This is a genomic window from Pedococcus sp. P2_E4 (assembly GCF_056403935.1).
Window position 1 is genome coordinate 1 of sequence record NZ_JBFUEO010000021.1, and the last position, 25,142, is coordinate 25,142.

At 70.9% G+C, this 25,142-nt stretch carries 21 protein-coding genes and 1 pseudogene; 9 read left to right on the top strand and 13 right to left on the bottom strand.

What is annotated here, in order from left to right; genetic code table 11:
- The 3 genes and pseudogenes from AC1DV7_RS11290 to AC1DV7_RS11300 all read right to left on the bottom strand — a co-directional run.
- Positions 1-183: pseudogene (locus tag AC1DV7_RS11290) on the bottom strand (TadA family conjugal transfer-associated ATPase); the annotation flags it as partial.
- Positions 180-884 carry a CpaE-like family protein gene (locus tag AC1DV7_RS11295; protein WP_477597218.1) on the bottom strand — a complete coding sequence of 235 codons (705 nt, stop codon included), beginning with the start codon at positions 882-884 and terminating at the stop codon, positions 180-182. The gene AC1DV7_RS11295 and the pseudogene AC1DV7_RS11290, both read right to left, overlap by 4 nt.
- A 749-nt stretch (positions 885-1,633) precedes the next feature.
- A complete protein-coding gene (locus tag AC1DV7_RS11300) occupies positions 1,634-2,488 on the bottom strand; it encodes a Fic family protein (RefSeq protein WP_477597219.1) in 855 nt (284 codons plus the stop codon).
- Between the two features lie 86 nt (positions 2,489-2,574).
- Here AC1DV7_RS11300 and AC1DV7_RS11305 point away from each other — a divergent pair, with 86 nt between their 5' ends.
- The 7 genes from AC1DV7_RS11305 (at position 2,575) to AC1DV7_RS11335 (ending at position 9,413) form a co-directional block, all read left to right on the top strand.
- A complete protein-coding gene (locus AC1DV7_RS11305) occupies positions 2,575-3,777 on the top strand; it encodes a sensor histidine kinase (protein ID WP_477597220.1) in 1,203 nt (400 codons plus the stop codon).
- A gap of 9 nt (positions 3,778-3,786) precedes the next feature.
- Positions 3,787-4,590, top strand: a complete 804-nt coding sequence (locus tag AC1DV7_RS11310) for a LytR/AlgR family response regulator transcription factor (protein ID WP_477597221.1) — start codon at positions 3,787-3,789, stop codon at positions 4,588-4,590.
- 16 nt (positions 4,591-4,606) lie between these two features.
- Positions 4,607-4,993: a hypothetical protein gene (locus tag AC1DV7_RS11315; RefSeq protein WP_477597222.1), complete on the top strand. Its 387-nt coding sequence runs from the start codon at positions 4,607-4,609 to the stop codon at positions 4,991-4,993.
- A gap of 7 nt (positions 4,994-5,000) precedes the next feature.
- Positions 5,001-6,551 carry a sodium/solute symporter gene (locus tag AC1DV7_RS11320; RefSeq protein WP_477597223.1) on the top strand — a complete coding sequence of 517 codons (1,551 nt, stop codon included), beginning with the start codon at positions 5,001-5,003 and terminating at the stop codon, positions 6,549-6,551.
- 202 nt (positions 6,552-6,753) lie between these two features.
- A complete protein-coding gene (locus AC1DV7_RS11325; protein WP_477597224.1) occupies positions 6,754-7,086 on the top strand; it encodes a DUF485 domain-containing protein in 333 nt (110 codons plus the stop codon).
- On the top strand, positions 7,083-8,717 hold the full coding sequence (locus AC1DV7_RS11330) for a solute symporter family protein (RefSeq protein ID WP_477597225.1): 1,635 nt from the start codon (positions 7,083-7,085) through the stop codon (positions 8,715-8,717). Before AC1DV7_RS11325 ends, AC1DV7_RS11330 begins: the two co-directional genes overlap by 4 nt.
- 126 nt (positions 8,718-8,843) lie before the next feature.
- Entirely contained in the window at positions 8,844-9,413 is a 570-nt protein-coding gene (locus tag AC1DV7_RS11335) for an AMIN-like domain-containing (lipo)protein (RefSeq protein WP_477597226.1), read from the top strand.
- On the opposite strand, the gene AC1DV7_RS11340 is transcribed toward AC1DV7_RS11335, so the two are convergent.
- Complete coding sequence (locus AC1DV7_RS11340) at positions 9,355-10,257, bottom strand: hypothetical protein (RefSeq protein WP_477597227.1); 903 nt, start codon at positions 10,255-10,257, stop codon at positions 9,355-9,357. The genes AC1DV7_RS11335 and AC1DV7_RS11340 overlap by 59 nt on opposite strands.
- Positions 10,258-10,356: 99 nt before the next feature.
- Between AC1DV7_RS11340 and acs the strand changes: the two genes are divergently transcribed.
- Positions 10,357-12,405, top strand: coding sequence for an acetate--CoA ligase (gene acs, locus AC1DV7_RS11345; RefSeq protein ID WP_477597228.1), 2,049 nt, complete (start codon positions 10,357-10,359; stop codon positions 12,403-12,405).
- 73 nt (positions 12,406-12,478) lie between these two features.
- Here the strand turns inward: acs and AC1DV7_RS11350 are convergent, their stop codons facing one another.
- The 3 genes from AC1DV7_RS11350 to AC1DV7_RS11360 all read right to left on the bottom strand — a co-directional run bounded on the left by AC1DV7_RS11350 (position 12,479) and on the right by AC1DV7_RS11360 (position 14,585).
- Entirely contained in the window at positions 12,479-12,835 is a 357-nt protein-coding gene (locus AC1DV7_RS11350) for a VOC family protein (RefSeq protein ID WP_477597229.1), read from the bottom strand.
- A gap of 37 nt (positions 12,836-12,872) precedes the next feature.
- On the bottom strand, positions 12,873-13,661 hold the full coding sequence (locus AC1DV7_RS11355) for a glycerophosphodiester phosphodiesterase family protein (protein ID WP_477597230.1): 789 nt from the start codon (positions 13,659-13,661) through the stop codon (positions 12,873-12,875).
- 123 nt (positions 13,662-13,784) lie between these two features.
- Complete coding sequence (locus AC1DV7_RS11360) at positions 13,785-14,585, bottom strand: IclR family transcriptional regulator (protein WP_477597231.1); 801 nt, start codon at positions 14,583-14,585, stop codon at positions 13,785-13,787.
- A gap of 138 nt (positions 14,586-14,723) precedes the next feature.
- On the opposite strand from AC1DV7_RS11360, the gene aceB reads away from it, so the two are divergent.
- Complete coding sequence (gene aceB, locus AC1DV7_RS11365; protein WP_477597274.1) at positions 14,724-16,343, top strand: malate synthase A; 1,620 nt, start codon at positions 14,724-14,726, stop codon at positions 16,341-16,343.
- 7 nt (positions 16,344-16,350) lie between these two features.
- Here the strand turns inward: aceB and AC1DV7_RS11370 are convergent, their stop codons facing one another.
- The 6 genes from AC1DV7_RS11370 to AC1DV7_RS11395 form a co-directional block, all read right to left on the bottom strand.
- Positions 16,351-17,661 (bottom strand): guanine deaminase, encoded by a 1,311-nt coding sequence (locus AC1DV7_RS11370; RefSeq protein WP_477597232.1) that lies wholly within the window; start codon positions 17,659-17,661, stop codon positions 16,351-16,353.
- Complete coding sequence (gene xdhC, locus AC1DV7_RS11375) at positions 17,658-18,473, bottom strand: xanthine dehydrogenase accessory protein XdhC (protein WP_477597275.1); 816 nt, start codon at positions 18,471-18,473, stop codon at positions 17,658-17,660. The genes AC1DV7_RS11370 and xdhC overlap by 4 nt, the downstream gene beginning before the upstream one ends.
- Before the next feature lie 2 nt (positions 18,474-18,475).
- Complete coding sequence (xdhB, locus tag AC1DV7_RS11380) at positions 18,476-20,932, bottom strand: xanthine dehydrogenase molybdopterin binding subunit (RefSeq protein WP_477597233.1); 2,457 nt, start codon at positions 20,930-20,932, stop codon at positions 18,476-18,478.
- Positions 20,929-22,467 carry a xanthine dehydrogenase small subunit gene (locus tag AC1DV7_RS11385; protein ID WP_477597234.1) on the bottom strand — a complete coding sequence of 513 codons (1,539 nt, stop codon included), beginning with the start codon at positions 22,465-22,467 and terminating at the stop codon, positions 20,929-20,931. Before AC1DV7_RS11385 ends, xdhB begins: the two co-directional genes overlap by 4 nt.
- Before the next feature lie 296 nt (positions 22,468-22,763).
- Complete coding sequence (locus tag AC1DV7_RS11390) at positions 22,764-23,507, bottom strand: aspartate/glutamate racemase family protein (RefSeq protein WP_477597235.1); 744 nt, start codon at positions 23,505-23,507, stop codon at positions 22,764-22,766.
- The gene (locus tag AC1DV7_RS11395) at positions 23,495-25,045 is read right to left on the bottom strand and encodes an NCS1 family nucleobase:cation symporter-1 (RefSeq protein ID WP_477597236.1); all 1,551 of its coding nucleotides are present in this window, start codon (positions 25,043-25,045) and stop codon (positions 23,495-23,497) included. Before AC1DV7_RS11395 ends, AC1DV7_RS11390 begins: the two co-directional genes overlap by 13 nt.
- Between the last annotated feature and the right edge of the window lie 97 nt (positions 25,046-25,142).

The window sequence follows — 25,142 nt, forward strand, 5'->3', positions numbered from 1 at the left end:
CTCCTGCAGCGGGCCGAGCCCCAGCACCTCGCTGGTCAGCGCGGTGCGTGCTGACTCGACGCCGACGCTGCCCAGCCGCGCGGCGTCAGAGGCCACCACCTCGGCCACGAGCCCGGGATCTGGGGCCCGCCCTCGGTGGATGCTCTCGTCGATCCGCTGCTCAGCGGACCCCGGCCCCCTCACCCGGCCACCCGGATCGGCTCACCCTCGAAGGCGTCCAGGACCAGCGCCGCGACGGAGGCGAGGGCCGACCCCCGGCGGGCACCTGGCATACCGCCCCGATCGGCGTCCGAGCTGGCGCGAGGGTCGTCGCGCAGCAGTCCCAGCAGCGGCAGCTCGAGGTGACCGGCGACCTCCTCGGCCATCTCGGCATCCCGACGCCCACCCCGCAGCACCAGCTGGACTCCCCCCTCGACGGCATCGAGCACCGTGGGAACCACGACCGCCGCATCCGCGAGCTGACGAGCGGACATGCCGCTCACCACCACCACGCCGCTGCGCCGCGGAAGGCAGTCCAGCCGAGGACCCACGTCGACCACGGTGACCGGGCACACCCCTGACAGCCCGGCGACCGTCGCCATGACCACCTCGTCGGGCACCACGACCCCACGGGCTGCGAGGACCCGCAGCGCCCCCTGCGCCGGCAGCGACCTGACGAGCGCGGCCCCGTCGACGGCGCCCTGCACGGCGGCGAGGTCAGGCCACCTGAGCCCGGGCAGGTGCTCGAGGCCTGCGGTGACGTCGAGGCCTCCGCCACGCAGTTCACCGTCGGCAGCCACACACACCCCCAGGCGCCGCGAGGCCATCAGCGCGAGCGCCACCGCCAGGCTGGAGGCACCCACGCCGCCCGAGCACCCGACAACGCCGATCACACGATGGTCCATGCACCTAGCCGACCGCAGCCGGCACCCCTGGCCAACCCCCGGCAGACGACCTGTGGACAGCGCCGTCACCGCCGCGGCCACTGTGGACACGGTGGGGTTCACGAAGCCCTGCTAGCAGGGGTCGGTGAAATCCGGACAGCGTGCAACCTGTCCGGATTCACGGAAGGTCTGCTAGCAGGGCTTGGCGGACCATGGGAGAGGCCACGGGGCAGCCCACCAAACTGGTCCGAGAAAGGGGACGGCCCCGGTCGGGGGGACAACCGGGGCCGTCGACGCACCAAGCTCCGGGGGGGAGGAGCCGGTGCGCCGATCCGCTCTACCCCGAAGGGGAGCGGACCTGCTCATCGTGGACCATTTATCGTTCAATCGCAACTCTGCATGACGGAAAGTCGGCGCGCCGTCGAACATTGGGTCGTCCGCCGGGCACGAACGCGGCAATTGTGCGGTTCCGCCGGGACCGGTGAGGTCGGCCGTCCCCCGTGACCCCGCCCCGCAGGGGGATGGCACCCCGCAGGCGGGGTGCCATCAACCGTGATCCACCTCGAGTTACCAGGCGTGCATTCTGTAGTTGTCGCACCGGGACAAGCCCGTCACGATCGGTCCACCAGTGGACTGCCCGCGCGTGGGTGCCCGATGGGGTCACGGTGGTCGTCGGACTTCACAGTCGTCGACTTACCCCCATGTGTACCCCCGCCCGCCCCCAAACGGAACCCTTGACTTTTGGCCTCGCCGGGGGGTTGCGCGTGTCCTCAGGTCAGCCTGCCCGCGCGGACCGCGTCGCAGATCTGCTCGCCCTGCACGGCGCCGGCGACGACGGCGTTGGCACAGTGCTCGAGCCACAGTCCCAGCCCCTCGGGGGTGCCCGTGGCGTATGCCGCGAGCGCCCCGAGGTAGGCCGGGCCGCCTTGCGCCGCGTGGCCGGCCTCGGTCACGACGACGCCCGTGGGGTCGAGCCCCGTGGCCTGGACGAGCGCCCGCTCGACGGCCCGGGCGACGACCCCGTTGCCCCGGACGAAGGGTCGGGCAGTGGCGATCTCGGCGTGGGCGACCGACGTCACGACGAGGGCCGGCACCCCGGCCCCGACCGACATGACCGAGACCAGCGTGTCGAGCCGGGTCGTCAGCGCACGGGGATCGGGCGCCGGTCCCAGGTCGCCGAGCTCGGTGCACGCCTCGTCACCGACTCGCGGACGGCCGAGCTGCTCGTCGTCCACGAGCCCCGCCGCCGCGGCGACGTGCAGCCGGGCGAGGGCCTGCAAGGGCGCGGTCATGACGAGGGAGCGCACCCGCTCGCTCTCGGCCGTGGCCTGGACGACGCCACGTGCCACCCGCTCGACCGGGTCGGGTTCCAGCGGCCACTGGGCAGCACCGCGCATGACGTCCCGCACGAGGTCGAGCGGCACGGTTGCCCCCTCCAGGGCAGCCCCCGCCTGCGCACCGCGCACCCGGCTCTCGGCGCTCGCCTCGGGGATCCGGCGCCTCAGGGCCTCGTGCCAGCGCAGTCGCTCGCAGGCCTCGCGGGCCCGCGCGATGTGGTCGCCCACCCCGGGCAGGCCGGCGACGGCGTTGAGGGACGCGGCGATGCCGTCGGGGGATGCGGGCACGGGCGCCACTCTAGGGCGAGCCGGTCAGGTGCCTGAGAAGTGCCCATGGGCCGGTGCCCGGCACACGACCGGCCTAGAGTGCGCATGTGTCGGACAGCCTGGACCTCCCCACGGCCATCCTCGTGGCCGGTGCGATGCTGCTCCTGTTCGCACTGGTCGGGTTGCTGCGGCACGGTCGCCGGGCCTCGCGGGGCTTCGTCTCCGACGTCGACCAGGCGACCCACGCGACGCTCCACAAGGCTTCGCTGGCGTCACGCCACCTCCAGGACGGACTGACCCCGGACGGGACCGCCCGTGCTGCCAAGCACCTGCGGGGGCTGCTGGGCTCCCCCGCGGTCTCCGTCGTCGACCCGCGGGCCCTGCTGACGTGGGAGGGCACCGCCGAGCACCATGCCGGCCAGGCCCGCGACCACGCGGCCGAGGTGCTGAGGACAGGCCGCACGATCGTCCTCGGACCGCGCGACATCACCTGCAGCGACCCGGACTGCCCGATCCGCAGCGCGGTCATCGCCCCCGTCGTGACCGGCGAGCGCGTCGTGGCCGCGATCGGCGCCTATGGTCCGCATGCCTCGGCGGGTCTGGCCCGGGCCACCGAGGAGGTCGCTCGCTGGATGGCGACGCAGGCTGAGCTCGCCGACCTCGGGCACCAGCGGACCCGCACGATGGAGGCCGAGCTGCGGGCACTGCGCGCCCAGATCAGCCCGCACTTCATCTACAACGCCCTGGCGGCGATCGCCTCGTTCGTGCGCACCGACCCCGACCGGGCGCGCGAGCTGCTGCTCGAGTTCGCCGACTTCACGCGGTACGCCCTGCGCCGTGGCGGTGCCTTCACGACGCTCGCCGAGGAGCTGCGCAACGTCGAGCGCTACCTGGTCCTCGAGCAGGCTCGGTTCGGTGAGCGCCTCCAGATCTCGCTCCTGATCGCCCCCGAGGTGCTCCCGGTCGCGGTGCCCTACCTCGCGGTCCAGCCGTTGGTCGAGAACGCCGTGCGACACGGGCTGGCCGGCAAGGAGGGCGGCGGCCACGTCACGATCATCGCCACCGACGAGGGGTCCCAGGCAGCCATCACCATCGAGGACGACGGGGTGGGCTCCGACCCCGAGGAGATCCGCCGGGTGCTCGACGGCATCGCCGACAGCGACAGCGTGGGCCTGGGCAACGTCGACGCCCGCCTGCGCCAGGTCTACGGGGACGACTTCGGGCTCGTGGTCGAGACCGCCGTCGGCGCCGGGACGAAGGTGACCTTTCGGGTTCCCAAGTACGCGCCCGGGGTCCACCCCACGTCGTAGGCTCTGCCCATGGCTGGCGCCTCCTCCGGCGAGCCGGACCCCCGCCACCCGCCTCAGGTCACCGATGACGACGCGGGTCGACGCCTGCGCGCCCTCGTGGTCGACGACGAGGCCCCAGCCCGCGAGGAGCTCGGCTGGCTGCTGCGTCAGGACCCGAGGATCGGCGTCGTCCGCACCGCCGAGTCCGGCCCCGACGCCCTGCGTGCGCTGGAGGCCGGCGACATCGACGTCGTCTTCTCCGACATCTCGATGCCCGGTCTCGACGGGATGGACCTCGCCCGGGTGATCGCCAGGTTCACCCAGCGGCCCCAGGTCGTCTTCGTGACCGCGCACGACCAGCACGCGGTCGACGCGTTCGCCATCGACGCGGCCGACTACGTCATGAAGCCCGTGCGCGCCGACCGGCTGGCTGAGGCGGTCCGGCGCGTGGTCGCGGCGGTCGACCCGGGCTCCACCCCCACGCGCACCGAGCCCGAGGACGAGACCATCCCCGTGGAGCTCGGTGGGGTCACGCGGTTCATCACCCGCAGCCAGATCCGGTACGCCCAGGCGCAAGGCGACTACGCCCGGCTGCACACCGACACCGGCTCCCACCTCGTCCGGATCCCCCTGTCGACGCTCGAGGAGCGCTGGGAGGCGGCGGGGTTCATCCGGATCCACCGCAGCACCCTGGTGTCGCTGCCGCACGTCAAGGAGGTGCGCATGGAGCACGGTCGCTGCAGCGTCGTCCTCGAAGACGTCGAGCTCCAGGTGAGTCGTCGGCACACCCGTGAGCTCCGCGACCGACTGCTGCGCGCCCAGCCACGGCCGTGACAGCCCAGCCACGGCCGTGACCGAGCCGACGAGCGCACCGCCGCCCCGGGTGCGGGTCACCAGCACCCGTCGCGACGCACCCACGCGCCGTGACCTGCGGCCGCTCACCCGCGACATCGACGAGCAGAGCAACCTCGGCGAGGTCTACATGTCCGGGTTGATGTCGGCCCAGCTGCGGCTGGGCCTCAGGGTCCTCGCCTTCGGAGCGGTCGGGCTCGGCGGCCTGCCACTGCTCTTCCTGCTCGTCCCTGCCACGCGGACGATGGATGTCGCACGGATCCCGGTGCCGTGGCTGGTCCTGGCCGTCGTCGTCTACCCCGTTGCCTTCGTGGTGTCCCGGTACTACGTGCGCCAGTCCGAGCGCATCGAAGCCGACTTCTCGCACGTGGTGCACCGGACGTGAGGGACCGGTGAACACGGCATACGGCGTCGTCGCGATCGTCCTCGTCTGCGTGGTGACGTTGGGGATCGGCGCCTTCGGGCTGCGCCTGTCGCGGACGACGAGCGACTTCTACGTCGCGGGCCGCACGGTCACGCCCTATCGCAACGCGAGCGCCATCGGCGGCGAATACCTCTCTGCCGCAAGCTTTCTCGGCATCGCTGGCCTGGTCTACACCAACGGGCTGGACATGCTGTGGTTCCCGGTGGGCTACACGGTCGGCTACGTCGTCCTGCTGGTCCTGGTCGCCGCGCCGCTGCGCAGGTCCGGTGCCTACACGCTGCCCGACTTCGCCGAGGCACGTCTCGAGAGCACGGCGATCCGGCGGCTGTGCTCGGTGCTCGTCGTCGCCATCGGCTGGCTCTACCTGCTCCCCCAGCTGCAGGGCGCGGGACTCGCCCTGACCGCGGTGACCGGAGCGCCGCCCTGGCTCGGCGGGGTGATAGTGGCGGTGGTCGTCGTCGCCAACGTGGCTGCCGGTGGCATGCGGTCGATCACGCTGGTGCAGGCCGTGCAGTACTGGATCAAGCTGACCGCGATCGCCGTCCCCGCCTTCGTCCTCATGTGGGTGTGGCTCGGGGACGGCGCTCGGGGGCCTGCTGTCGCGCGCGACTCGGGCTGGGCCCAGCCGCTCAGCGGCCTTGCCGGACAAGGACATCCGGTCTACGCGACCTACAGCCTGCTCCTCGCCCTCGCCCTCGGGACGATGGGTCTGCCGCACGTGCTCGTCCGCTTCTACACCAACCCCGACGGCCGGGCCGCCCGCCGCACCACCCTCACGGTGGTGGCCCTGCTGGGTGGCTTCTACCTGTTCCCGCCGCTCTACGGGGTGCTCGGTCAGGTCTACCTCCCGGTGCTGCCCGAGGGCTCGGCAGCCGACACCCTCGTGCTGCGTCTGCCGGGCGCCGTCATGCCCGGTGGCGGGGGCGAGCTGCTGTCGGCGGTGCTGGCCGGTGGGGCCTTCGCGGCGTTCCTGTCGACCGCCTCCGGGCTCACGATGTCGGTCGCAGGGGTGATCGACCAGGACCTCCTGCGACACCGTCTGGGCCGTATGACGAGTGAGGACTTCACCGTCGTGCAGGGGTTCCGGCTCGCGACGCTGCTCGCGGTGCTGGTCCCGTATGCGGCGTCGAGACTGATCGAGCCCGTGGGCCTCGCGACCATGGTGAGCCTCGCCTTCGCGCTGGCCGCGTCGACGTTCTGCCCGTTGCTGGTCCTCGGGGCCTGGTGGCGTGGCCTGAGCACCGTGGGCGCCGCCGCGGGTCTCCTGGTCGGGGGCGGGCTGGCCGCGGTCGCGGTCTCCGTCACGGTGCTGGCCGGGCCCATCGACGGGTGGACCGGCGCCCTGTTGGCGCAGCCGGCCGCGTGGACGATCCCGCTCGCCTTCGCCGCCGCGGTCCTGGTGTCGCTGTCCACCCCATCGCGGATCCCCCGGCACACCGCCCGGACGATGGTGCGGCTGCACAGCCCCGAGGACCTCGCCCTCGACCGCAGCACGCAGGGCGACGCCGCGCGAGGCTGAGACCGGCGCCCCAACCCGCACGAACCACCCACACCGCTCGGCGCGCGAGACGCGCCGCTCGGCGCAGGGGACCCGCCCACCCACCGAACGAGCGACCCGCGCGGCGCTGGCGCACCCGGCATACCTCCCGGGAGGGCGCGGGCGCGAGCACAGTGGGCGCCGTGCGGGAGGCTCCCGCGCAGTGCCACCACTGGAGGTGTCCGTGAGCAACGACGCTCGCACCGAGAGCGACCCATTCCTCGACCTGCAGCGGTCCGAGGACTTCGCTGATCTGCGGAGCCGGTTCCGCCGGTTCGTCTTCCCGATGACCGCGCTCTTCCTGGCGTGGTACTTCCTCTACGTCCTGCTCTCGACCTACGCCCCGGCGTTCATGAGCACCAAGGTGTTCGGCAACATCAACGTCGGCCTGATCCTCGGTCTCGGGCAGTTCGTGTCGACCTTCGTCATCACGATCATCTACGTGCGCTGGGCCGACCGGGAGTTCGACCCGCGCGCCGCCGCCCTCGCCACGACCATCGGGGAGGACGACCGATGAGCGCCCCCGTCCTCGCCCCCACGGCCACGAACGTCGGCAGCCCGACGCTGAACATCACGATCTTCGGGATCTTCGTCCTCATCACGCTCGCGATCGTCATCCGCGCGTCGAAGAACAACCGCAGCGCAGCCGACTTCTACGCCGGCGGCCGCGCGTTCACCGGTCGCCAGAACGGCATCGCGATCGCGGGTGACTACCTGTCGGCGGCCAGCTTCCTCGGCATCGCCGGCGCCATCGCGATCAACGGCTACGACGGGTTCCTGTACTCGATCGGCTTCCTCGTCGCGTGGCTCGTGGCGCTGCTGCTCGTCGCCGAGCTCCTGCGCAACGCGGGCAAGTACACGATGGCCGACGTCCTGTCGTTCCGCCTCAAGCAGCGGCCGGTCCGGATGGCGGCGGCGATCTCGACCCTCGCGGTCTGCTTCTTCTACCTGCTGGCCCAGATGGCCGGCGCGGGCGGGCTGGTCGCGCTCCTGCTCGGCATCGACGACAAGGCGGGGCAGTCCCTGGTCATCGCCGTCGTCGGCGTCATCATGATCGCCTACGTCCTGATCGGCGGGATGAAGGGGACCACCTGGGTGCAGATCATCAAGGCGGTGCTGCTGATCCTCGGCGCCGGCGTGATGTTCGTCTGGGTGCTGAGCAAGTTCGGACTCAACCTCAGCTCGCTGCTCGGTGACGCCGTCGAGGCCTCCGGTGGGAAGAAGGTGCTCGACCCCGGGCTGCAGTACGGCAAGAGCGGCCTGACCAAGATCGACTTCATCTCGCTGTCGCTGGCCCTGGTGCTCGGCACCGCCGGCCTGCCACACGTGCTGATGCGGTTCTACACGGTGCCGTCGTCCAAGGAGGCCCGGAAGTCGGTCGAGTGGGCGATCTGGCTGATCGGGATCTTCTACCTGTTCACCCTGGTCCTCGGCTACGGCGCCGCCGCCCTCGTCGGTCCCAAGGTGATCGCGGCCGCCCCCGGCAAGGCCAACTCGGCCGCGCCACTGCTCGCCTTCGAGCTGGGTGGCGAGCTGCTGCTCGGGATCATCTCGGCGGTGGCGTTCGCGACGATCCTCGCGGTCGTCGCCGGCCTCACCATCACGGCGAGCGCCAGCCTGTCTCACGACATCTACAACTCCGTCATCAAGGAGGGCACGGCCACCCCCGAGCAGGAGGTCAAGGTGGCCCGGATGACCGCGGTCGTCATCGGCATCCTGGCGATCCTCGGCGGCATCCTCGCCAACGGGCAGAACATCGCGTTCCTCGTCGCCCTCGCCTTCGCCATCGCGGCGTCGGCGAACCTGCCGACGATCCTGTACTCGCTGTTCTGGCGCCGGTTCAACACCCGTGGCGCGCTCTGGTCGATCTACGGCGGGCTCGTCACCGCGATCACGCTCATCGTGTTCAGCCCGGTCGTGTCCGGCAAGCCGGTCGACCCGGTGACGGGCAAGTCGCTGTCGATGTTGCAGGGCACCGACTTCCACTGGTTCCCGCTCGACAACCCCGGGATCATCTCGATCCCGGTGGCCTTCGTGCTGGGTTGGCTGGGAACGGTCACCAGCAAGGAGCACAACGCCGCCAAGTACGCCGAGATGGAGGTGCGTTCGCTGACCGGCCACGGGGCCGAGAAGGCGGTGTCGCACTGACCCGCTCCACCCGACCACGGTGCCGCGTCCCCGCAGCAGGGGGCGCGGCACCGTGCTGTCCCCGTATGCCGGTGTCAACCGGCGGGTGGTCACGCGCGTCAGTGGGGTGTCCGGAAGGAGGACGCCATGAACATCACTCGTACCGCGGTCACCCGATCGCTCCTCGTCGCCGCACTCGCCGGGGCCGTCCCGGCCGCCACGGCCGCCACGGCCACCACCTCGGCACAGGCCGCTCCGTACTGCGGCATCACCTGGGGTTCGCTCGCCAAGTCGAAGGCCACGGCTCCCACAGGGCTCGTCACCGGCGTCCGCTCCGGCCGCCACACCTGCTTCGACCGTCTGGTCGTCGACCTCAAGGGCAAGGCGCCCGGCTACACCGTCAAGTACGTGAACACCTTCACCGGACAGGCCTCGGGGCTCCCGATCGCCCTCCGCGGCGGCGCCAAGCTGCAGGTGACCGTCAACGCTTCCGCCTACAACCCGGCCACCGGAGCTCCCACCTACACCCCGCGGAACGAGGCCGAGGTCGTCAACGTCACCGGTTACACCACCTTCCGCCAGGTCAAGTGGGACAGCAGCTTCGAGGGCTACACCTCGATGGGTCTGGGCGTCCGCGCACGGCTGCCGTTCCGGGTCTTCACGATCCAGGACGCGACGACGAGTCGCCTCGTGATCGACGTCGCACACCGCTGGTGACGGCACGGGTCGCGGCGACCAGCAGGGCCAGGATCGCCGCGACCAGCAACCAGCCCGCCGTGTGGGCCACCAGCTGGGAGGGGTAGTCCCACCAGTGGCGGCGGACGTAGTCCCACGACGCCTCGGCGACGAGCCGGAGCTCCGCCCGCTTGGACCCTGCCTGCAGGCGCGGGTGGAGGACGTTCCAGCCCTCGCTCAGGGCCCGGGCCCCGAGGGCGAACACCAGCCAGGTCAGCAGGATCCGCACCACCGACAGCACGGTGGGTGCCACCCGCTGCCATGAGGCCACCACGAACGGCAGGGCCAGGGCGACGGCCAGGGGTAGACCGTGCGGCCATGTCGCCGGCGACAGACCAGCCACGACCGCCAGCACGGTGGCGGCGCCGAGCACCCCCTTCGAGCCGCGCGCGCCCAGGACGATGCCGGCGAGCGCGGCACCCACGAGCAGGATCACCAGCGCCTCGCGCTCGTCCGGGAACGCATCGGCCTCGGGCGCCGAGAGCACCCAGCCGATCAGGCTGAACACGACGACGACGGCGAACCGCGGCCACGGCGAGCGCACGAGCAGGGACACCGAGGCAGCCGCAGCGGTCGCGCCGAGCAGGACGAGGTCGCCGTCCAGTGCCCGGAGCGGGAGGTGCAGCCAGGAGTCGAGGCCCCAGAAGCCGACCGGCCACCACAGAGCCGCCGCCAGCAGCACCGAGAGCGGCAGCCACGCCCGGCGCAGAACGGCTGTCGGAGACGCCTGCGCCCGGCGTGCAGCAGCGTCGGCCCGCGAGGTGGGCTCCCCTGCGGGGTCACCGGCTCCGGCACCGTCCCTCGTCCCGCTGCTGGTCGACGTCACACCGCGAAGGCTAGCCGTTGACCGTGCGCAGCGGCCGTCGATCGATCACGGCGACCGCTCCCCGGTCTGCCACGGGCTGGGCCTTGATGCGCAGCCCGGATGCGGGTTGGCTTAGGACCTGTCCCCCGCTCAGCGCTGACTGAGTCGACTGCCAACGCCGCCAGGAGGCACCCCGTGTCCGAAGCCACGTCCCCGAGCCAGGGCCACACCTCGACCGAGGACCGGGACTTCTCCCCCACACCCGATTTCGCCGCGCGAGCCAACGGCACGGCGGACCTCTACGACGCTGCCGCCGCGGACTTCGAGGGGTTCTGGGCCGACCAGGCGCGCCAGCGGGTCACCTGGTCCAAGGACTTCGACCAGACGCTCGACTGGAGTGGGGCACCGTTCGCGAAGTGGTTCGTCGGCGGTGAGCTCAACGCGTCCTGGAACTGCGTGGACCGGCACGTGGAGGGCGGCAACGGCGACCGCGTGGCGATCCACTTCGAGGGTGAGGGTGGCGACACCCGCACCATCACCTACGCCGAGCTCCAGAAGGACGTGGCCAAGGCCGCCAACGCCCTGGAGTCGCTCGGCGTGGCCAAGGGTGACCGCGTGGCGATCTACCTGCCGATGATCCCCGAGGCCGTCGCAGCGATGCTCGCCTGCGCGCGGATCGGCGCCCCTCACTCGGTGGTGTTCGGCGGGTTCTCGGCCGACGCCCTGCGCACCCGCATCGCCGACGCCGAGGCCAAGCTCGTCATCACGGCCGACGGGCAGTTCCGCCGCGGCAAGACCGCGCCACTCAAGGCCGCGGTCGACGCCGCAGTCACCGGCGAGAGCACCGTCGAGAAGGTCCTCGTCGTCCAGCGCACCAAGGACGAGGTCGACTGGGACGCCAACCGCGACGTCTGGTGGCACGACGTCGTCGACTCCGCCAGCGACGAGCACGAGGCGGTCGCCCACGACAGCGAGCACCCGCTCTTCATCCTCTACACGTCGGGCACCACCGGGAAGCCCAAGGGCATCTTCCACACGACGGGCGGCTACCTCACGCAGGCGGCATACACGAACTCGGTCGTCCACGACGTCCACCCGGAGAGCGACGTCTACTGGTGCACCGCCGACATCGGCTGGGTGACCGGCCACTCCTACATCGTCTACGGCCCGCTGGCCAACGGCGCGACCCAGGTGATCTACGAGGGCACTCCCGACACCCCGCACCAGGGTCGCTGGTGGGAGATCGTCCAGAAGTACGGCGTGACGATCCTCTACACCGCGCCCACCGCGATCCGGACGTTCATGAAGTGGGGCGACGACATCCCGGCGAAGTTCGACCTGTCGTCGCTGCGGCTGCTCGGCTCCGTCGGCGAGCCGATCAACCCTGAGGCGTGGCTCTGGTACCGCAAGAACATCGGTGGCGGCAGCGCCCCCATCGTCGACACGTGGTGGCAGACCGAGACCGGCGGCATCATGATCAGCCCCCTGCCGGGCGTGACCACCCTCGAGCCAGGTTCGGCGCAGCGCCCGATCCCCGGGATCAGCGCGGAGATCCTCGACGACGAGGGCCAGCCGCTGCACGACCCCGAGGCCGTCGGCTACCTCGTCCTCACCAAGCCGTGGCCGGGGATGCTCCGCGGCATCTGGGGTGACCCGGAGCGCTACAAGGAGACCTACTGGTCGCGGTTCGGCCCCAAGTACTACTTCGCCGGTGACGGCGCGAAGTACGACGCCGACAACAACATCTGGCTGCTCGGGCGCGTCGACGACGTCATGAACGTCTCGGGCCACCGGCTCTCGACGGCCGAGATCGAGTCGGCGCTGGTGTCGCACCCCACCGTGGCCGAGGCGGCCGTCGTCGGCGCGACCGACGAGACGACCGGCCAGGCCGTGGTCGCGTTCGTCATCCTGCGCGGCGGCGCGGAGGACCACGGCGACGAGACCGTCCAGGAGCTGCGCAACCACGTGGCCAAGGAGATCGGGCCGATCGCCAAGCCGCGTTCCATCATGGTCGTCTCGGAGCTGCCCAAGACCCGCTCCGGCAAGATCATGCGCCGCCTGCTGCGCGACGTGGCCGAGAACCGTGAGGTCGGCGACGTCACCACGCTCGCCGACTCCTCGGTCATGAACCTCATCAAGGAGGGCATGAGCTCCGGCAAGGAGGACTGACCACCGCCGACCAGGTATGCCGCGGACACACCTTGCGCCCGCGGCACACCTGTGTCTGGTGGTCGCCGACCGCTCAGCTGGTGCAGAGGCAGAAGGGGTGGCCGGCCGGGTCGAGGAACACCCTGAACGTCGTCCCCGGCTGGTGCTCGTGCTTCGTGGCGCCGAGCGCGACCACCTCGGCTTCGGCGGTGTCGAGGTCGTCGACGACCACATCGAGGTGCATCTGCTGGGGCACGTCCTGGCTCGGCCAGGCGGGGGCCCGGTAGCCGTCGACGTGCTGGAAGGCGATGCACTGCCCGGACTCGGCGCGGATCTCGACCCAGCCGTCCTCGGGGGTGACCTCCCAGTCGAGCATCGTGCCGTAGAAGCGCGCGAGGGCATCGGGGTCGGGGCAGTCGAGGACGACGGTGGGGAAGCGTGCGATTGCCATGTCGGCACGCTACGCGGCATCGCGCCCGCCCCACGACCTACGTCAGGTTCAGCGCTCCTGCGCGGGCTCCCGGCATGGGGAGCCACTGGTTCCGTGCCACGAGCACTTCCCTGAGCAGGTCCGGGCGGTCGGTGATGATCCCGTCGACCCCGGCGTCGAGCAGCCAGGCCATCTCGCGCGGGTCGTCGACGGTCCACACGACCACCCGCACCCCGATCCGGCGGGCCCCCTCGACGAGGCGCTCGACGAAGATCGGCACCCGTCCCAGGCGCAGTGGGACGTGCGCGAACCCTGCCGTGGCGAACCGGCGGGCGCAGGGCTGCCCGGTCCGCGACGCGACAACCAGGGCCGCCAGCGAACGCCACCCCAGGGCCGTGTGCGCCCCAGGCGCCTGCGCCCGGAGCTGGTCGAGCCAGCCGTCCCACGCGCCGGCGACGCACACGCGGTCACGGAAGTCCTTGTGCTGCAGCACCTTCGCCAAGGGAGCGATGGCCGCACGGTCCTTGAGGTCAACGGTGAACTTCGCCTGCGGCAGTGCCTCGAGTGCCTCCACGAGGGTCGGGATCGGCTCTCCCCCGACGCGCACCCCCCGCAGGGCGGAGAGGGTGTGCCGTCGCACCGGCCCGCGCGCGTCGGTCACGCGATCGAGGGTCGCGTCGTGGAAGCAGACGAGCTGGCCGTCGGCGGTCAGGCGGACGTCGGTCTCGAGGTAGCGGACGCCCAGGTCCGTGGCGACCGTGAAAGCCGCCAGGGTGTTCTCGGGCGCGAGGGCAGCGCCTCCGCGATGGGCGAGGGCGAGCGGCTGGGACTCGGCACCGTAGGCCATGCCCCAGAGCCTGCCTCCCCCGGACGGCTGCGGGGACCGGAAACGGCCGGCCAGCCCACTGTTCACCCCATGGGGTGCAACCGTTCGCCCGATGCTGGCGTCCGGTCACCAGACCAGCGCACGTCAGGCGGAGGCGCCGCGCATCTCGGCCGAGATCGCCTCGGCAACAGCGCGCATCGGCGTCGTCGCGCCCTCGATGAACGCGTCGGTCATGCGCGGCAACGGACCCGACACCGACAGCGCGAGCGGCTGAGGGGATCCCGGAATCGCGACCGCGACGCAGCGCACCCCGACCTCCTGCTCCCCCTCGTCGAGGGCATAGCCGCGTGCGCGCGTCCGACCCAGCTCGGCGGCGAACGCCTCGGGGTCGGTGATGGTGTGCTCGGTGCGGGCCGGCATGCCGGTGCGGGCGAGGATGGCCTTGACCTGCTCAGGGTCCATGTCGGCCATGATCGCCTTGCCGACACCGGTGGAGTGGGGCAGCACCCGACGGCCCACCTCGGTGAACATCCGCATCGAGTTGCGGCTGGCCATGACCTGGCCGATGTAGACCACCTGGTCGCCGTCGAGCATGGCGAGGTTGACCGACTCCCCCAGATCGTGGGCCAGTCGCTCCATGTGGGGTCGGGCCCACCGGCTGACCATGCGGGACGTCGTCTCACCGAGCCGGATGAGGCGCGGGCCGAGCGAGTACTGGCGGGAGGCCTCCTGGCGCACGTAGCCGAGGTCGACCAGCGTCCGCACGAGCCGGTGGATCGTCGGCAGGGGCAGCTGGGCGTCGGTCGCGAGCTGCGACAGGCTGATCACCCCGCCGGCGTCGGCCATCGTCTCGAGGATCGCGAAGGCTCGCTCGAGGGACTGGACGCCACCACCGGTCTTGGGGGTCGGCGTCGACGCGTCCTCGACGGTCGGTTCGGTGCTCATATATCTCTCCCCAGTCCTTCCCGAATGAGAAGAAGATTTCGTATCATGGAACAATCCTAGTCCGAGAGCCGCCACCGCGGCACGTGACACCACCGACTTCTCCCGAGGATGCGCATGTCCCAGCCCACCACGCCCACCATGCAGCCCGCGCCCACCGTCGTCGTCAACGCCCCCCATGACGTCGACCGGAGCACGGAGATCCTGAGCCCCGAGGCCCTGGCCTTCCTCGCGGAGCTGCAGACGAGGTTCGGTGGTCGGCGCGACGAGCTGCTCGAGGCTCGTCGGTCCCGCCGTGCAGAGGTCTCCCGGACCGGCAGGCTGGACTTCCTCGACGAGACCCGTGACGTGCGTGAGGGCGACTGGACTGTCGCTCCGGCGCCCGCCGACTTCGCGGACCGGCGCGTCGAGATCACCGGACCCACCGAGCGCAAGATGGCCATCAACGCCCTCAACTCGGGCGCCAAGGTCTGGCTCGCCGACCTCGAGGACGCCAACACGCCCCACTGGGACAACGTCATCGGCGGGCAGGTCAGCCTGTTCGACGCGGTCCGCCGCACCATCGAGCTCACGACCCCGCAAGGCAAGCACTACGAGCTCAAGGACCCGAACGGTATACCCGTGATCGTGCCGCGGCCCCGCGGGTGGCACTTCGACGAGGAGCACCTCACGCTCGACGGACGACCGCTCGTCGGCGCCCTCGTCGACTTCGGCCTGTACTTCTTCCACAACGCCGCCGAGCTCCTCTCGCGCGGCAGCGGCCCCTACTTCTACCTCCCGAAGACGGAGTCCCACCTCGAGGCGAGGCTGTGGAACGACGTCTTCACGTTCGCGCAGGAGTCCCTCGGCATCCCGCACGGCACGATCCGCGCGACGGTGCTCATCGAGACGATCCCGGCCGCCTTCGAGATGGACGAGATCCTCTACGAGCTGCGCGACCACGCCGCCGGGCTCAACGCGGGCCGGTGGGACTACCTCTTCTCGATCATCAAGTACTTCAGGGACTCCGGACCGTCGTTCACCCTCCCTGACCGCAACGCCGTGACGATGAACGCGCCGATGATGAGGGCCTACAGCGACCTGCTCGTCCAGACCTGCCACAAGCGCGGCGCCTTCGCCATCGGAGGCATGGCGGCGTTCATCCCCAGCAAGGACCCGTCGGTCAACGAGGCCGCCTTCGCCAAGGTGCGCGCCGACAAGGAGCGCGAGGTGGGCGCCGGCTTCGACGGGTCGTGGGTGGCGCACCCCGGCATGGTGGAGCTGTGCAAGGAGATCTTCACCGGCGTCCTGGGCGACTCCCCGAACCAGCTCGGCAAGCGGCGCGACGAGGTCTCGGTCACCGGCGAGGACCTGCTCGACGCCGCGTCGACTCCAGGTGACCGCACGCTGGATGGCTTGCGGGGCAACGTCTCCGTCGGCATCCAGTACCTCCAGGCGTGGCTGCTCGGCAACGGCGCCGTCGCCATCCACAACCTCATGGAGGACGCCGCCACGGCCGAGATCTCGCGCAGCCAGATCTGGCAGTGGCTCAACTCCGGCGCCACCCTCGCCTCGGGCGAGACCGTCACCCGCGAGCTCGTCGACGAGGTGGTGGAGAGCGAGTATGCCGCGCTGGTCGAGTCCGTCGGCGACGACGAGACCGCGCGGGGAGCGTTGGAGACGGCGCGCAGGCTGTTCGTCGAGTGCGCGCTCGACCCGGACTTCCCGGACTTCCTGACCCTGCCGGCCTACGCCGAGGTCCTGAAGGCCGAGCGCGCCTGAGTCAGCGTCAGGTGCGGCGGGGCATGCGCCAGCGACCGGCTGCGATCTGGTCCCCGCCGACCCAGACCCCGCCGATGTCGGAGGTCGTGCCGAGCGCGAACACCTTGGAGAGCGCGTCGTCTGCCGACTTGGCGTTACCCAGCCCCACGGCCAGCGGGTCGCCGGCCTCGGGCAGCAGCCAGATCGCGTCGAACTGCTTGCCCACCGAGAGGTCGCCCACCTCGTGGTCGAGCCCGAGGGCGCGGGCCCCGGCCGAGGTGCACAGCCAGAGCAGGTGGGCCGATGTCAGGGGCAGTCCCTGGTCACCCAGCAGGCGCTGCATGAAGTAGGCCTGCAGACCCTCCTTGAGCATCGAGAAGCCCGTGCCTGCTCCGACGTCCGAGCCCATCGCGACCTGAACCCCCGCCTTGACGTGGCGCCGCAGGGGGAACAGTCCGCTGCCGAGCGCAGAGTTGCTGGTCGGGCAGTGCGCGACGGACGCACCCCGCGCGGCGAGGGTCGCCAGCTCGGGGTCGGTGGGGTGGACGTTGTGCGCCAGCACCGAGCGCGGAGACAGGAGCCCGTGCCGGTCATAGGTGTCGACGTAGGCCGCCCCGCCGAACAGCCCGGCGACCTCCTTGACCTCGGCGGTGTTCTCGTTGACGTGCGACGTGAACCAGGAGCCGTCGACCTCGCCGAACGTCGCGGCGCACGACTCGAGGATCGCGTCGCTGGCCGAGAGCGAGAAGCGAGGTGTCACGGCATACCGGAGGCGGCCCTTGCCGTGCCAGCGCGAGGCGAGGTCGCGCGACTCCTGGTAGGCCCGCTCGGGGGTGGTGAGCAGTGGCTCGGGCAGGATCCGGTCGGAGGTGACGAGGCCGGTGGTGACGCGCAGGCCCCACAGATCGGCGGCCTCGAACATCACGTCGACGGCCGAGGCGAAGTGCGACCCGAACACCAGGGCCGTGGTGGTGCCGGCGTCGACGAGTCCGGTGACGAAGTCGCGCGCCACTCCCCGAGCCATGTCGACATCGGCCAGGCGCATCTCCTCGGGGAGGGCGCACTGGTCGAGCCAGTCGAGCAGCGGCATGCCGAGGCCGCCGATCACCCGCACCTGGGGGAAGTGCACGTGGGTGTCGACGAGCCCGGGCAGGACCATGCCCTCGCGGAGGTCGAGGACGTCCTCGTCGGGGTGCTCGGCACGCAGCGTCGCGTAGTCACCACGCGCGACGACCACCCCACCCTCGACCAGCAGCCCGCAGTCGTCCTGGGCACGCAGAACGCCACCTGCAAAAGGGTCGTCGGGGGTGTCGAGCACGGTGGCCCGGAAGATCGTCATCCCGCGACCTGCGACGTCTCGCGCTCGAACACGCGCACGAGGTCGGCGGCCACGCTCAGGGCGATGGTCGCAGGATCCTTGCCGACGAGGTCGGGCATGCCGATCGGGGTCTGGATGCGGGCCAGGTCGGTGTCCGAGTGTCCTTCTGCCGCAAGGCGTTGCCGGAACCTCGACCACTTGGCCGACGAGCCGATGAGCCCGATCGAGCCGAGGTGCTCACAGCGCAGTGCACCGTCGCACAAAGCGGCGTCCTCGGCGTGGTCGTGGGTCATGACGAGTACGTGAGTGCCGTGCGGGACCTGGCCGAGCACCAGCTCGGGGACGGGCGCGTGGTGGACGTGCAGCCTGGCCGTCGCGTCGTCGAGGATCCCCAGGCGGTCGTGGCCGAGCTGGTCGGCCCGCGAGTCGACCAGGTGGAGCTCCACGTCGTGCCGGGCGAGGATGCGGGCGAGCTCGAGACCGACGTGGCCCATCCCGAAGATCGCGACCGCGGGCACCACCGCGAGCGGCTCGAGGAGCACCTGCACCTCGCCACCGCAGCACTGCTGGCCGTGCTGGGCCGGCGCCTTGTCGTTGAGGGACAAGGAGATCTGCTCGGGGATCGCCACGGACTCGTCGATCATCGCGCGGGCCCGGGTGACAGCCGTCGCCTCCAGGTTTCCGCCGCCTATGGTGCCCCACGTCGCACCCATGGCCACGACCATCTTGGCCCCGGCCTCGCGCGGCGAGTGGCCCCGCACGGCCGTCAGCGTGACCAGGACGCCGGGACGGCGCTCACGGCGCAACCGCTCGACGGCTGACAGCCACTCCACTGTCACGTCCCCGCCCTGGCCGGCTGGGCGGCCTGCTCGGAGCGCGGCCGCAGGGGTGCGGCGTCGGCGTCGGGCTGGTCGGGCACGACACCCGGTGCACCCTCGACCATCGCGGTCATGTGCGGCGGCTCGGCACCGCCCTTGGCCTCCTGCACCGCCCAGAAGACGGCCTCGGGAGTCGCCGGGGAGGCCAGGTCGACCGACGTCCCCGCCGGGCCGAAGGCCGCGGCGGCCTCGCGCAGGGCCTCCCGCACCGAGAACGCGAGCATCAGGGGCGGCTCACCGACGGCCTTGGAGCCGTAGACCGCCCCGTCCTCGTGGGCGCGCTCGAGCAGCGCGACGTTGAAGACCTCGGGCATCTCGGAGAAGCTCGGCAGCTTGTAGGTGCTCGCCGCCTGGGTGGCCAGCCGTCCCCGGGTCGGCCGGTCGGACTCGTCCCAGCGCAGGTCCTCGAGCGTCAGCCAGCCGGCGCCCTGGACGAAGGCCCCCTCGACCTGGCCGATGTCGACCAGCGGCGAGAGCGAGTCGCCCACGTCGTGCACGATGTCGACGCGCCGCAGCCGGTAGGCACCGGTGAACTCGTCGACCTCGACCTCGCTGGCTGCCACGCCGTAGGAGAAGTACTTGAACGGCGAGCCGTGCATTGCCGAGGAGTCCCAGTGCAGTCCCTCGGTGCGGTAGAAGCCGGCCGCCCAGAGCTGGATGCGTTGGAAGTAGGCCTGGTTGACCAGGTCGGCCCACGGCACGGTGGCGCCACCGCCAACCTTGCCCACGTGGCCGTCGCTGAACCGCACGTCGGCCGGGTGCACCCCGAGCCGTCCGGCGGCCACCGCCCGCAGTCGCTCGATGATCTGCTCGCAGGCGTCCTTGACCGCGCCACCGTTGAGGTCGGCCCCCGAGCTCGCAGCCGTGGCCGAGGTGTTCGGCACCTTGTCGGTGCGCGTCGGTGCGAGCCGCACGGTCGACAGCGGCACCCCGAGGGTGGTGGCCGCGACCTGGAGCATCTTGGTGTGCAGGCCCTGGCCCATCTCGGTGCCACCGTGGGTGATCAGCACCGACCCGTCCTTGTAGACGTGGACGAGCGCGCCGGCCTGGTTGAAGGACGTGAAGTTGAAGGAGATCCCGAACTTCACGGGCGTCATCGCCAGGGCGCGCTTGGAGTGCTCGTGGGAGGCGTTGTATGCCGCGATTTCGGCCTTGCGCGACGCGACGTCACCCGTCGTGAGCACCTGGTCCCAGCAGGTCGCGACCCGCTCGGGGTGGCGGACCGGCTGGCCGTAGGGGGTGGACTGCCCGTCGACGTAGAAGTTGCGCGACCGCAGCTCGATCGGGTCGATGCCCAGCTGGGGCGCGCACCGGCCGAGGATGTCCTCGATGACGAGCATGCCCTGCGGGCCGCCGAACCCGCGGAACGCCGTCTGGCTGGTCTTGTGGGTCTTGGCGATCCGGCCGTTGACCCGCACGTTGGGAATCCAGTAGGCGTTGTCGATGTGGCACAGCGCCCGAGCCAGCACCGGCTCGGAGAGGTCGAGGCTCCACCCACCGTCAGAGGTCAGAGTCGCGTCGAGCGCCTGCAGCAGACCGTTGGAGTCGAAGGCGACCCGCCACTGCGCGTGGAACCCGTGCCGCTTCCCCGACATGGTCATGTCCTGGGTGCGGTTGAGCCGCAGGCGCACCGGACGACCGGTGAGCGTCGCACCGAGGGCTGCGATCGCGGCATACCCGTGGGGTTGCATCTCCTTGCCCCCGAAACCGCCGCCCATCCGCAGGCACTGGACCGTGACGGCGTGGCTCGGCAGGCCGAGGACGTGCGCGACGATGTCCTGCGTCTCGGTCGGGTGCTGCGTCGAGCTCTGGACGAAGATCTGCCCGTTCTCGTCGACCAGCGCGATCGAGCAGTGCGTCTCGAGGTAGAAGTGCTCCTGCCCGGCGAACTCGAACTCGCCGCTGTAGACATGGGCAGCTCCGGCGAACCCGGCCTCGATGTCACCTCGCTCCATGTGCGGCTGGCCACCCTGGAAGCTGCCCGCCTCGATCGCCTCGTGCACCGTCACCAGGGACGGCAGTGGCTCGTAGTCGACCTCGACCGCGAGCGACCCCAGCCGGGCAGCCTCCAGCGTCTCGCCGAGCACCCAGCACACGGCATGACCGAAGAACATGACCTCGGACGGAAAGAGCGGCTCGTCGTGCTTGACCCCTGCGTCGTTGACCCCCGGCACGTCCTCGGCGGTGAGGACCCGCACGACGCCGGGCACCTCGAGCGCGGGAGCCGTGTCGAGCCTGGTGATGCGGGCATGGGCGTGCGGCGCCTGCACCGGGTGGGCGTGGAGGATGCCGTGCGTGCGGACCGCGAGGTCGTCGGTGTAGAGCGCCTCACCGGTCACGTGCAGCGACGCCGCCTCGTGTGGGATCTCTTGCCCGACAACGGGATTGGCTGGGCGTTCGGACAGGGCGCTCATGCTCCGACCTCCTGCTGCGTCGCGGTCTCGGCATGCAGCTTGAGCAGCGCGGTGCCGAGCGTCGCCGTGCGGTATGCCGCGCTGGCGCGGTGGTCATCCATCGGCGTGCCTTCGGCGCGCATCACCGCAGCAGCCTCGCGGACGACGTCGGCGCTCCAGGCCCGGCCCTCGAGTGCCGCCTCCGTGGCCAGCGCGCGGATAGGGGTGGCGGCCACACCACCGAGGCCGATGCGTGCCTTGGTGACGACTCCGTCGCGCAGGTCGAGCGCGAAGCCGACTGCCACGCTGGAGATGTCGTCGAACCGGCGCTTGGCGATCTTGTGGAACGCCGTGACCTCGCTGAGCGGCAACGGGATCCGCACCGCGCGGATGAGCTCACCCTCGCGCTTGACGGTCTGGCGGTAGCCGGTGAAGTAGTCGGCCAGGGGCACCTCACGTTCCCCATCGGCCGAGGCGAGGACCACGACCGCCTCGAGGGCGAGCAGCGCGGGAGGAGTGTCGCCGATGGGCGACCCCGTGCCGAGGTTGCCGCCGATCGTCGCGCCGTTGCGGATCAGGCGGGAGGCGAACTGGGGGAACATCTGGTCGAGCAGAGGAACTCGTCCGGCGAGACCTCGCTCGACCTCGCTGAGGCTGAGCGCGGCGCCGACCTCGACCGTGTCCTCACCGACCTCGAGGGTCCTGAGCTCGGGCAGTCGGTCGATGCCGATCGCGAACGGCGTCCGCGACCCACGGAGGTTGACCTCGACCCCCCAGTCGGTGGAGCCGGCCACCAGGACGGCGTCGGGGTGCTCGGCCAGCAGGGCCAGGGCCTCGGCCAGGTCGCCGGGGCGCGCGTAGGTGCCCGTGGGGCCGTCGAGCCGCGTGGCGCGGGCGGCGGGGGGCGCGGCAGCCAGCCGCACGGCATACGGGTCGTCATCGGCAGGCTCGCCAAGGGCGTAGGCCGCGTCGCGGATGGGCCGATAGCCGGTGCAGCGGCAGAGGTTTCCCGACAGGGCGTGCAGGTCGAAACCGTTGGGCCCGTGCTCGTGGTCGGGCGCGACTCCCGGGTCGTTCGCGGTGGTCGCCGGCTCGGTCCGCTCGTGGCCGTTCTGCGAGGGGTCCGGGGTGGCGGCCCGGGTGGCACACCGGCCCTCGCGGTAGTACTCGGCGGCCATGCTGCAGACGAACCCCGGCGTGCAGTAGCCGCACTGGGACCCACCGCGGACCGCCATCTCGCGCTGGACGGGGTGCAGGGCGTCGGGGCGGCCGAGGCCCTCGGAGGTGACGACCTCCTGCCCGTCGAGCGCCGCCACCGGCACGAGGCACGCGTTGATGGCGGTCCACTGGGTGCCGGACCCCTCGGTGGGACGAGCGACCATGATCGAGCAGGCGCCGCACTCCCCCTCGGCGCAGCCCTCCTTGGCGCCCGTCAGGCCCTGGGCCCTGAGCCAGTCGAGGGCCGTGGTGCTCGGGTCGGTGCCGTCGAGCGCACGGGGCGCGCCGTTGACCGTGACCCTGTGCTCGTCGACAGCGTGAGTGGTGGTTGACGCCATGGTGACTCCCGTCGCCCCGTCGTTGGGGACCATCATCCCCCAAGCGTCACCGCCAAGGGGCATGGTTGCTGACAGGAGTGGGTCCGCCGGTTATCCATGCCGAACGACGGCCCTGTCGTGGGTTCCCGAGCACGATACTTCTCAACAAACTGTTGAATCAAGGGTTTCGGCCGACCATTCCGCGCGCTGGACGGCCCCTCCCAACGGCGACTTCGTCTACGGGATGCCGACTAGAGGCCAGTTGACGAGGGGATGATCCGGCGATCCGTAGACGAAGTCGCAGGCAGGGACGAGGCTCAGGTGCGGCCGAAGCTGCTGAGCACGCCGGTGTAGGTCTTCGGGGGCGGCGGGGCGAGCTCGCCGTGGGTCGACGGCCGCAACCCCAGCCGCACCACGCTCTCGGCGAGCAGAGTCCCCGCCGCCACGCCGTCGACGACCGGCACCCCGAGCTGCTGGGTGAGCAGCTCGGGAAGTCCCGCCATCCCGGCGCACCCGAGCACGATCGCGTCGGAGCCGTCGGCCGCGAGGGCGTTCTTCGCGAAGGCGAGGATCACGGCATACGTCCGGTCGCGGTCCTCCTCCAGCTCGAGCACCGGGATGTCGCAGGCGTGCACCCCGGCGCACTGCCGCTCCAGGCCGTAGGTGCGGGTGAGGTCCCAGGCACGACCCACCGTGCGGCTCATGGTCGTGACGACCGAGAAGCTGCGACCCAGCAGCGAGGCCGTCTTCATGGCCGCCTCGGCGATGCCGATGACCGGTCTGGACGCCGCCTCCCGGGCAGCGTCCAGACCGGGGTCCCCGAAGCACGCCAGGACGAAGGCGTCCGCAGTCCGGTCCTCACGGATGATCTCGAGCAGCCCCGGCACCGCGAGCGCCTCGTCGTAGTGGCTCTCGATCGACGCCGGACCCATCGACGGGGTGCGGGCGGTGATGACCGTGTCGGCCCCGGCCACGCGTCGCGCCTCGGCCTCGATCAGCGCCGTCATCGACTCCGTGGTGTTGGGGTTGACGACCGTGAGGTTGACGGTCACTTCACGCACGTCTTCGCGTCGAGTGGGCTGTCGCTGACACCCATCCGCGGCGCGAGGAGGGCGTATGCCGCGAAGCCCAGACCGCAGCCGATGAACCAGGAGTAGTCGTCGAACCGGTTGACCCCGGGGACGAACACGGCGGCGAGTGCGCCGGCGGCAGCGATCGCGGTGGCCCAGATCGCGGGCGGGTTGTAGCCACGCTTGTAGTGGTAGGCGCCGCCCTCGTCGAGGGTGAACAGGTCGTCGACGCAGACCCGCTGCTTGTGCACGACGTAGTAGTGCGCGATGAGGACGCCGAACAACGGGCCGATGAAGGCACCCAGGGTGTCGAGCGTGTAGTGGATCGTCTCGGGGCTGTTGTAGAGGTTCCACGGCGTGAGCAGGACCGAGCCGACGGCCGCGATCATCCCGCCCATGCGCCAGCTGATCTTCTGCGGGCTGACGTTGGAGAAGTCGAACGCTGGCGAGACGAAGTTGGCGACGATGTTGATGCCGATCGTGGCCGTGGTGAAGGTCAGCGCCGCGAGGACCAGGGCGAAGGTGTTGTCGATGTGGCCGACGGTCTGCACGGGGTCGGTGATCAGCTTGCCGTAGACCGGCAGGGTGGCCGCCGCGGTGAGGACGGTCAGCAGCGAGAAGAAGACGAAGTTGACGGGCAGGCCCCAGAAGTTGCCCTTCTTCACGGCCTCGAAGGTGCGGCCGTACCGGGAGAAGTCACCGAAGTTGAGCATCGGCCCGGAGAAGTAGGACACCACCAGCGCAGTCGCCGCAAGCATCGTGGTGAAGACCTTGCCGCCCGACAGCTCGTGGTCGGACAGGTTGAGGTTGACGCTCCAGCCGGCCTTGGCGAGCAGGTAGACACAGAGCGCGATCATGACGACGTAGACGGCCGGTCCGGCGAAGTCGATGAACCTGCGGATCGTGTTCATGCCGGTCCAGAAGACCGCAGCCTGGGCCACCCACAGCAGCGCGAACGTCCCGTAGCCGAGGGTCGAGAGACCGAGGAACCCGTGCTGGCTCACGTCGGCGTACGGTTCGAGGCCCGGCCACATGCGGACCAGCAGGATGTCGAGCGAGGCCGAGGCGAGGTAGGTCTGGATGCCGTACCAGGCCACCGCGATCAGCCCGCGGATGATGGCGGGGATGTTGGCGCCCAGCACCCCGAACACCGACCGGCAGATGACCGGGTAGGGGACACCGGTGCGCTGGCTAGGCTTGGCGACGAGGTTGCAGAAGAAGAGCACGATCGTGATGCCGACGATGAGGCACACGAACACCTGCCAGCTGGTGAGGCCCAGTGCGAAGAGGCTGCCGGCGGTGATGTACCCGCCGACGCTGTGCACGTCGGACATCCAGAACGCGAAGATGTTGTACCAGGACCAGGTCTGCTCCTTGAGCGGAGCGAGGTCCTCGTTGGTGAGGCGCTCGTCGTAGGACGGCTTGATCAGACCAGCGCCGGCGCCGTGGTCGTGCTCCCCGTGGTGGGTCGCGAACCCGGCCGCTGCGGCCGCTTCCTCGGTCTCGAAGGGCTTTTCGGTGGTGCTCATCCGGACTCCTTTGTCCACCGCGTCACCGCGGATGCTTGGGGAGAACGCTAGGAGCGGATCCGTTGGGGCAGAAGGCTTTGAACCGTATATCTGGGTA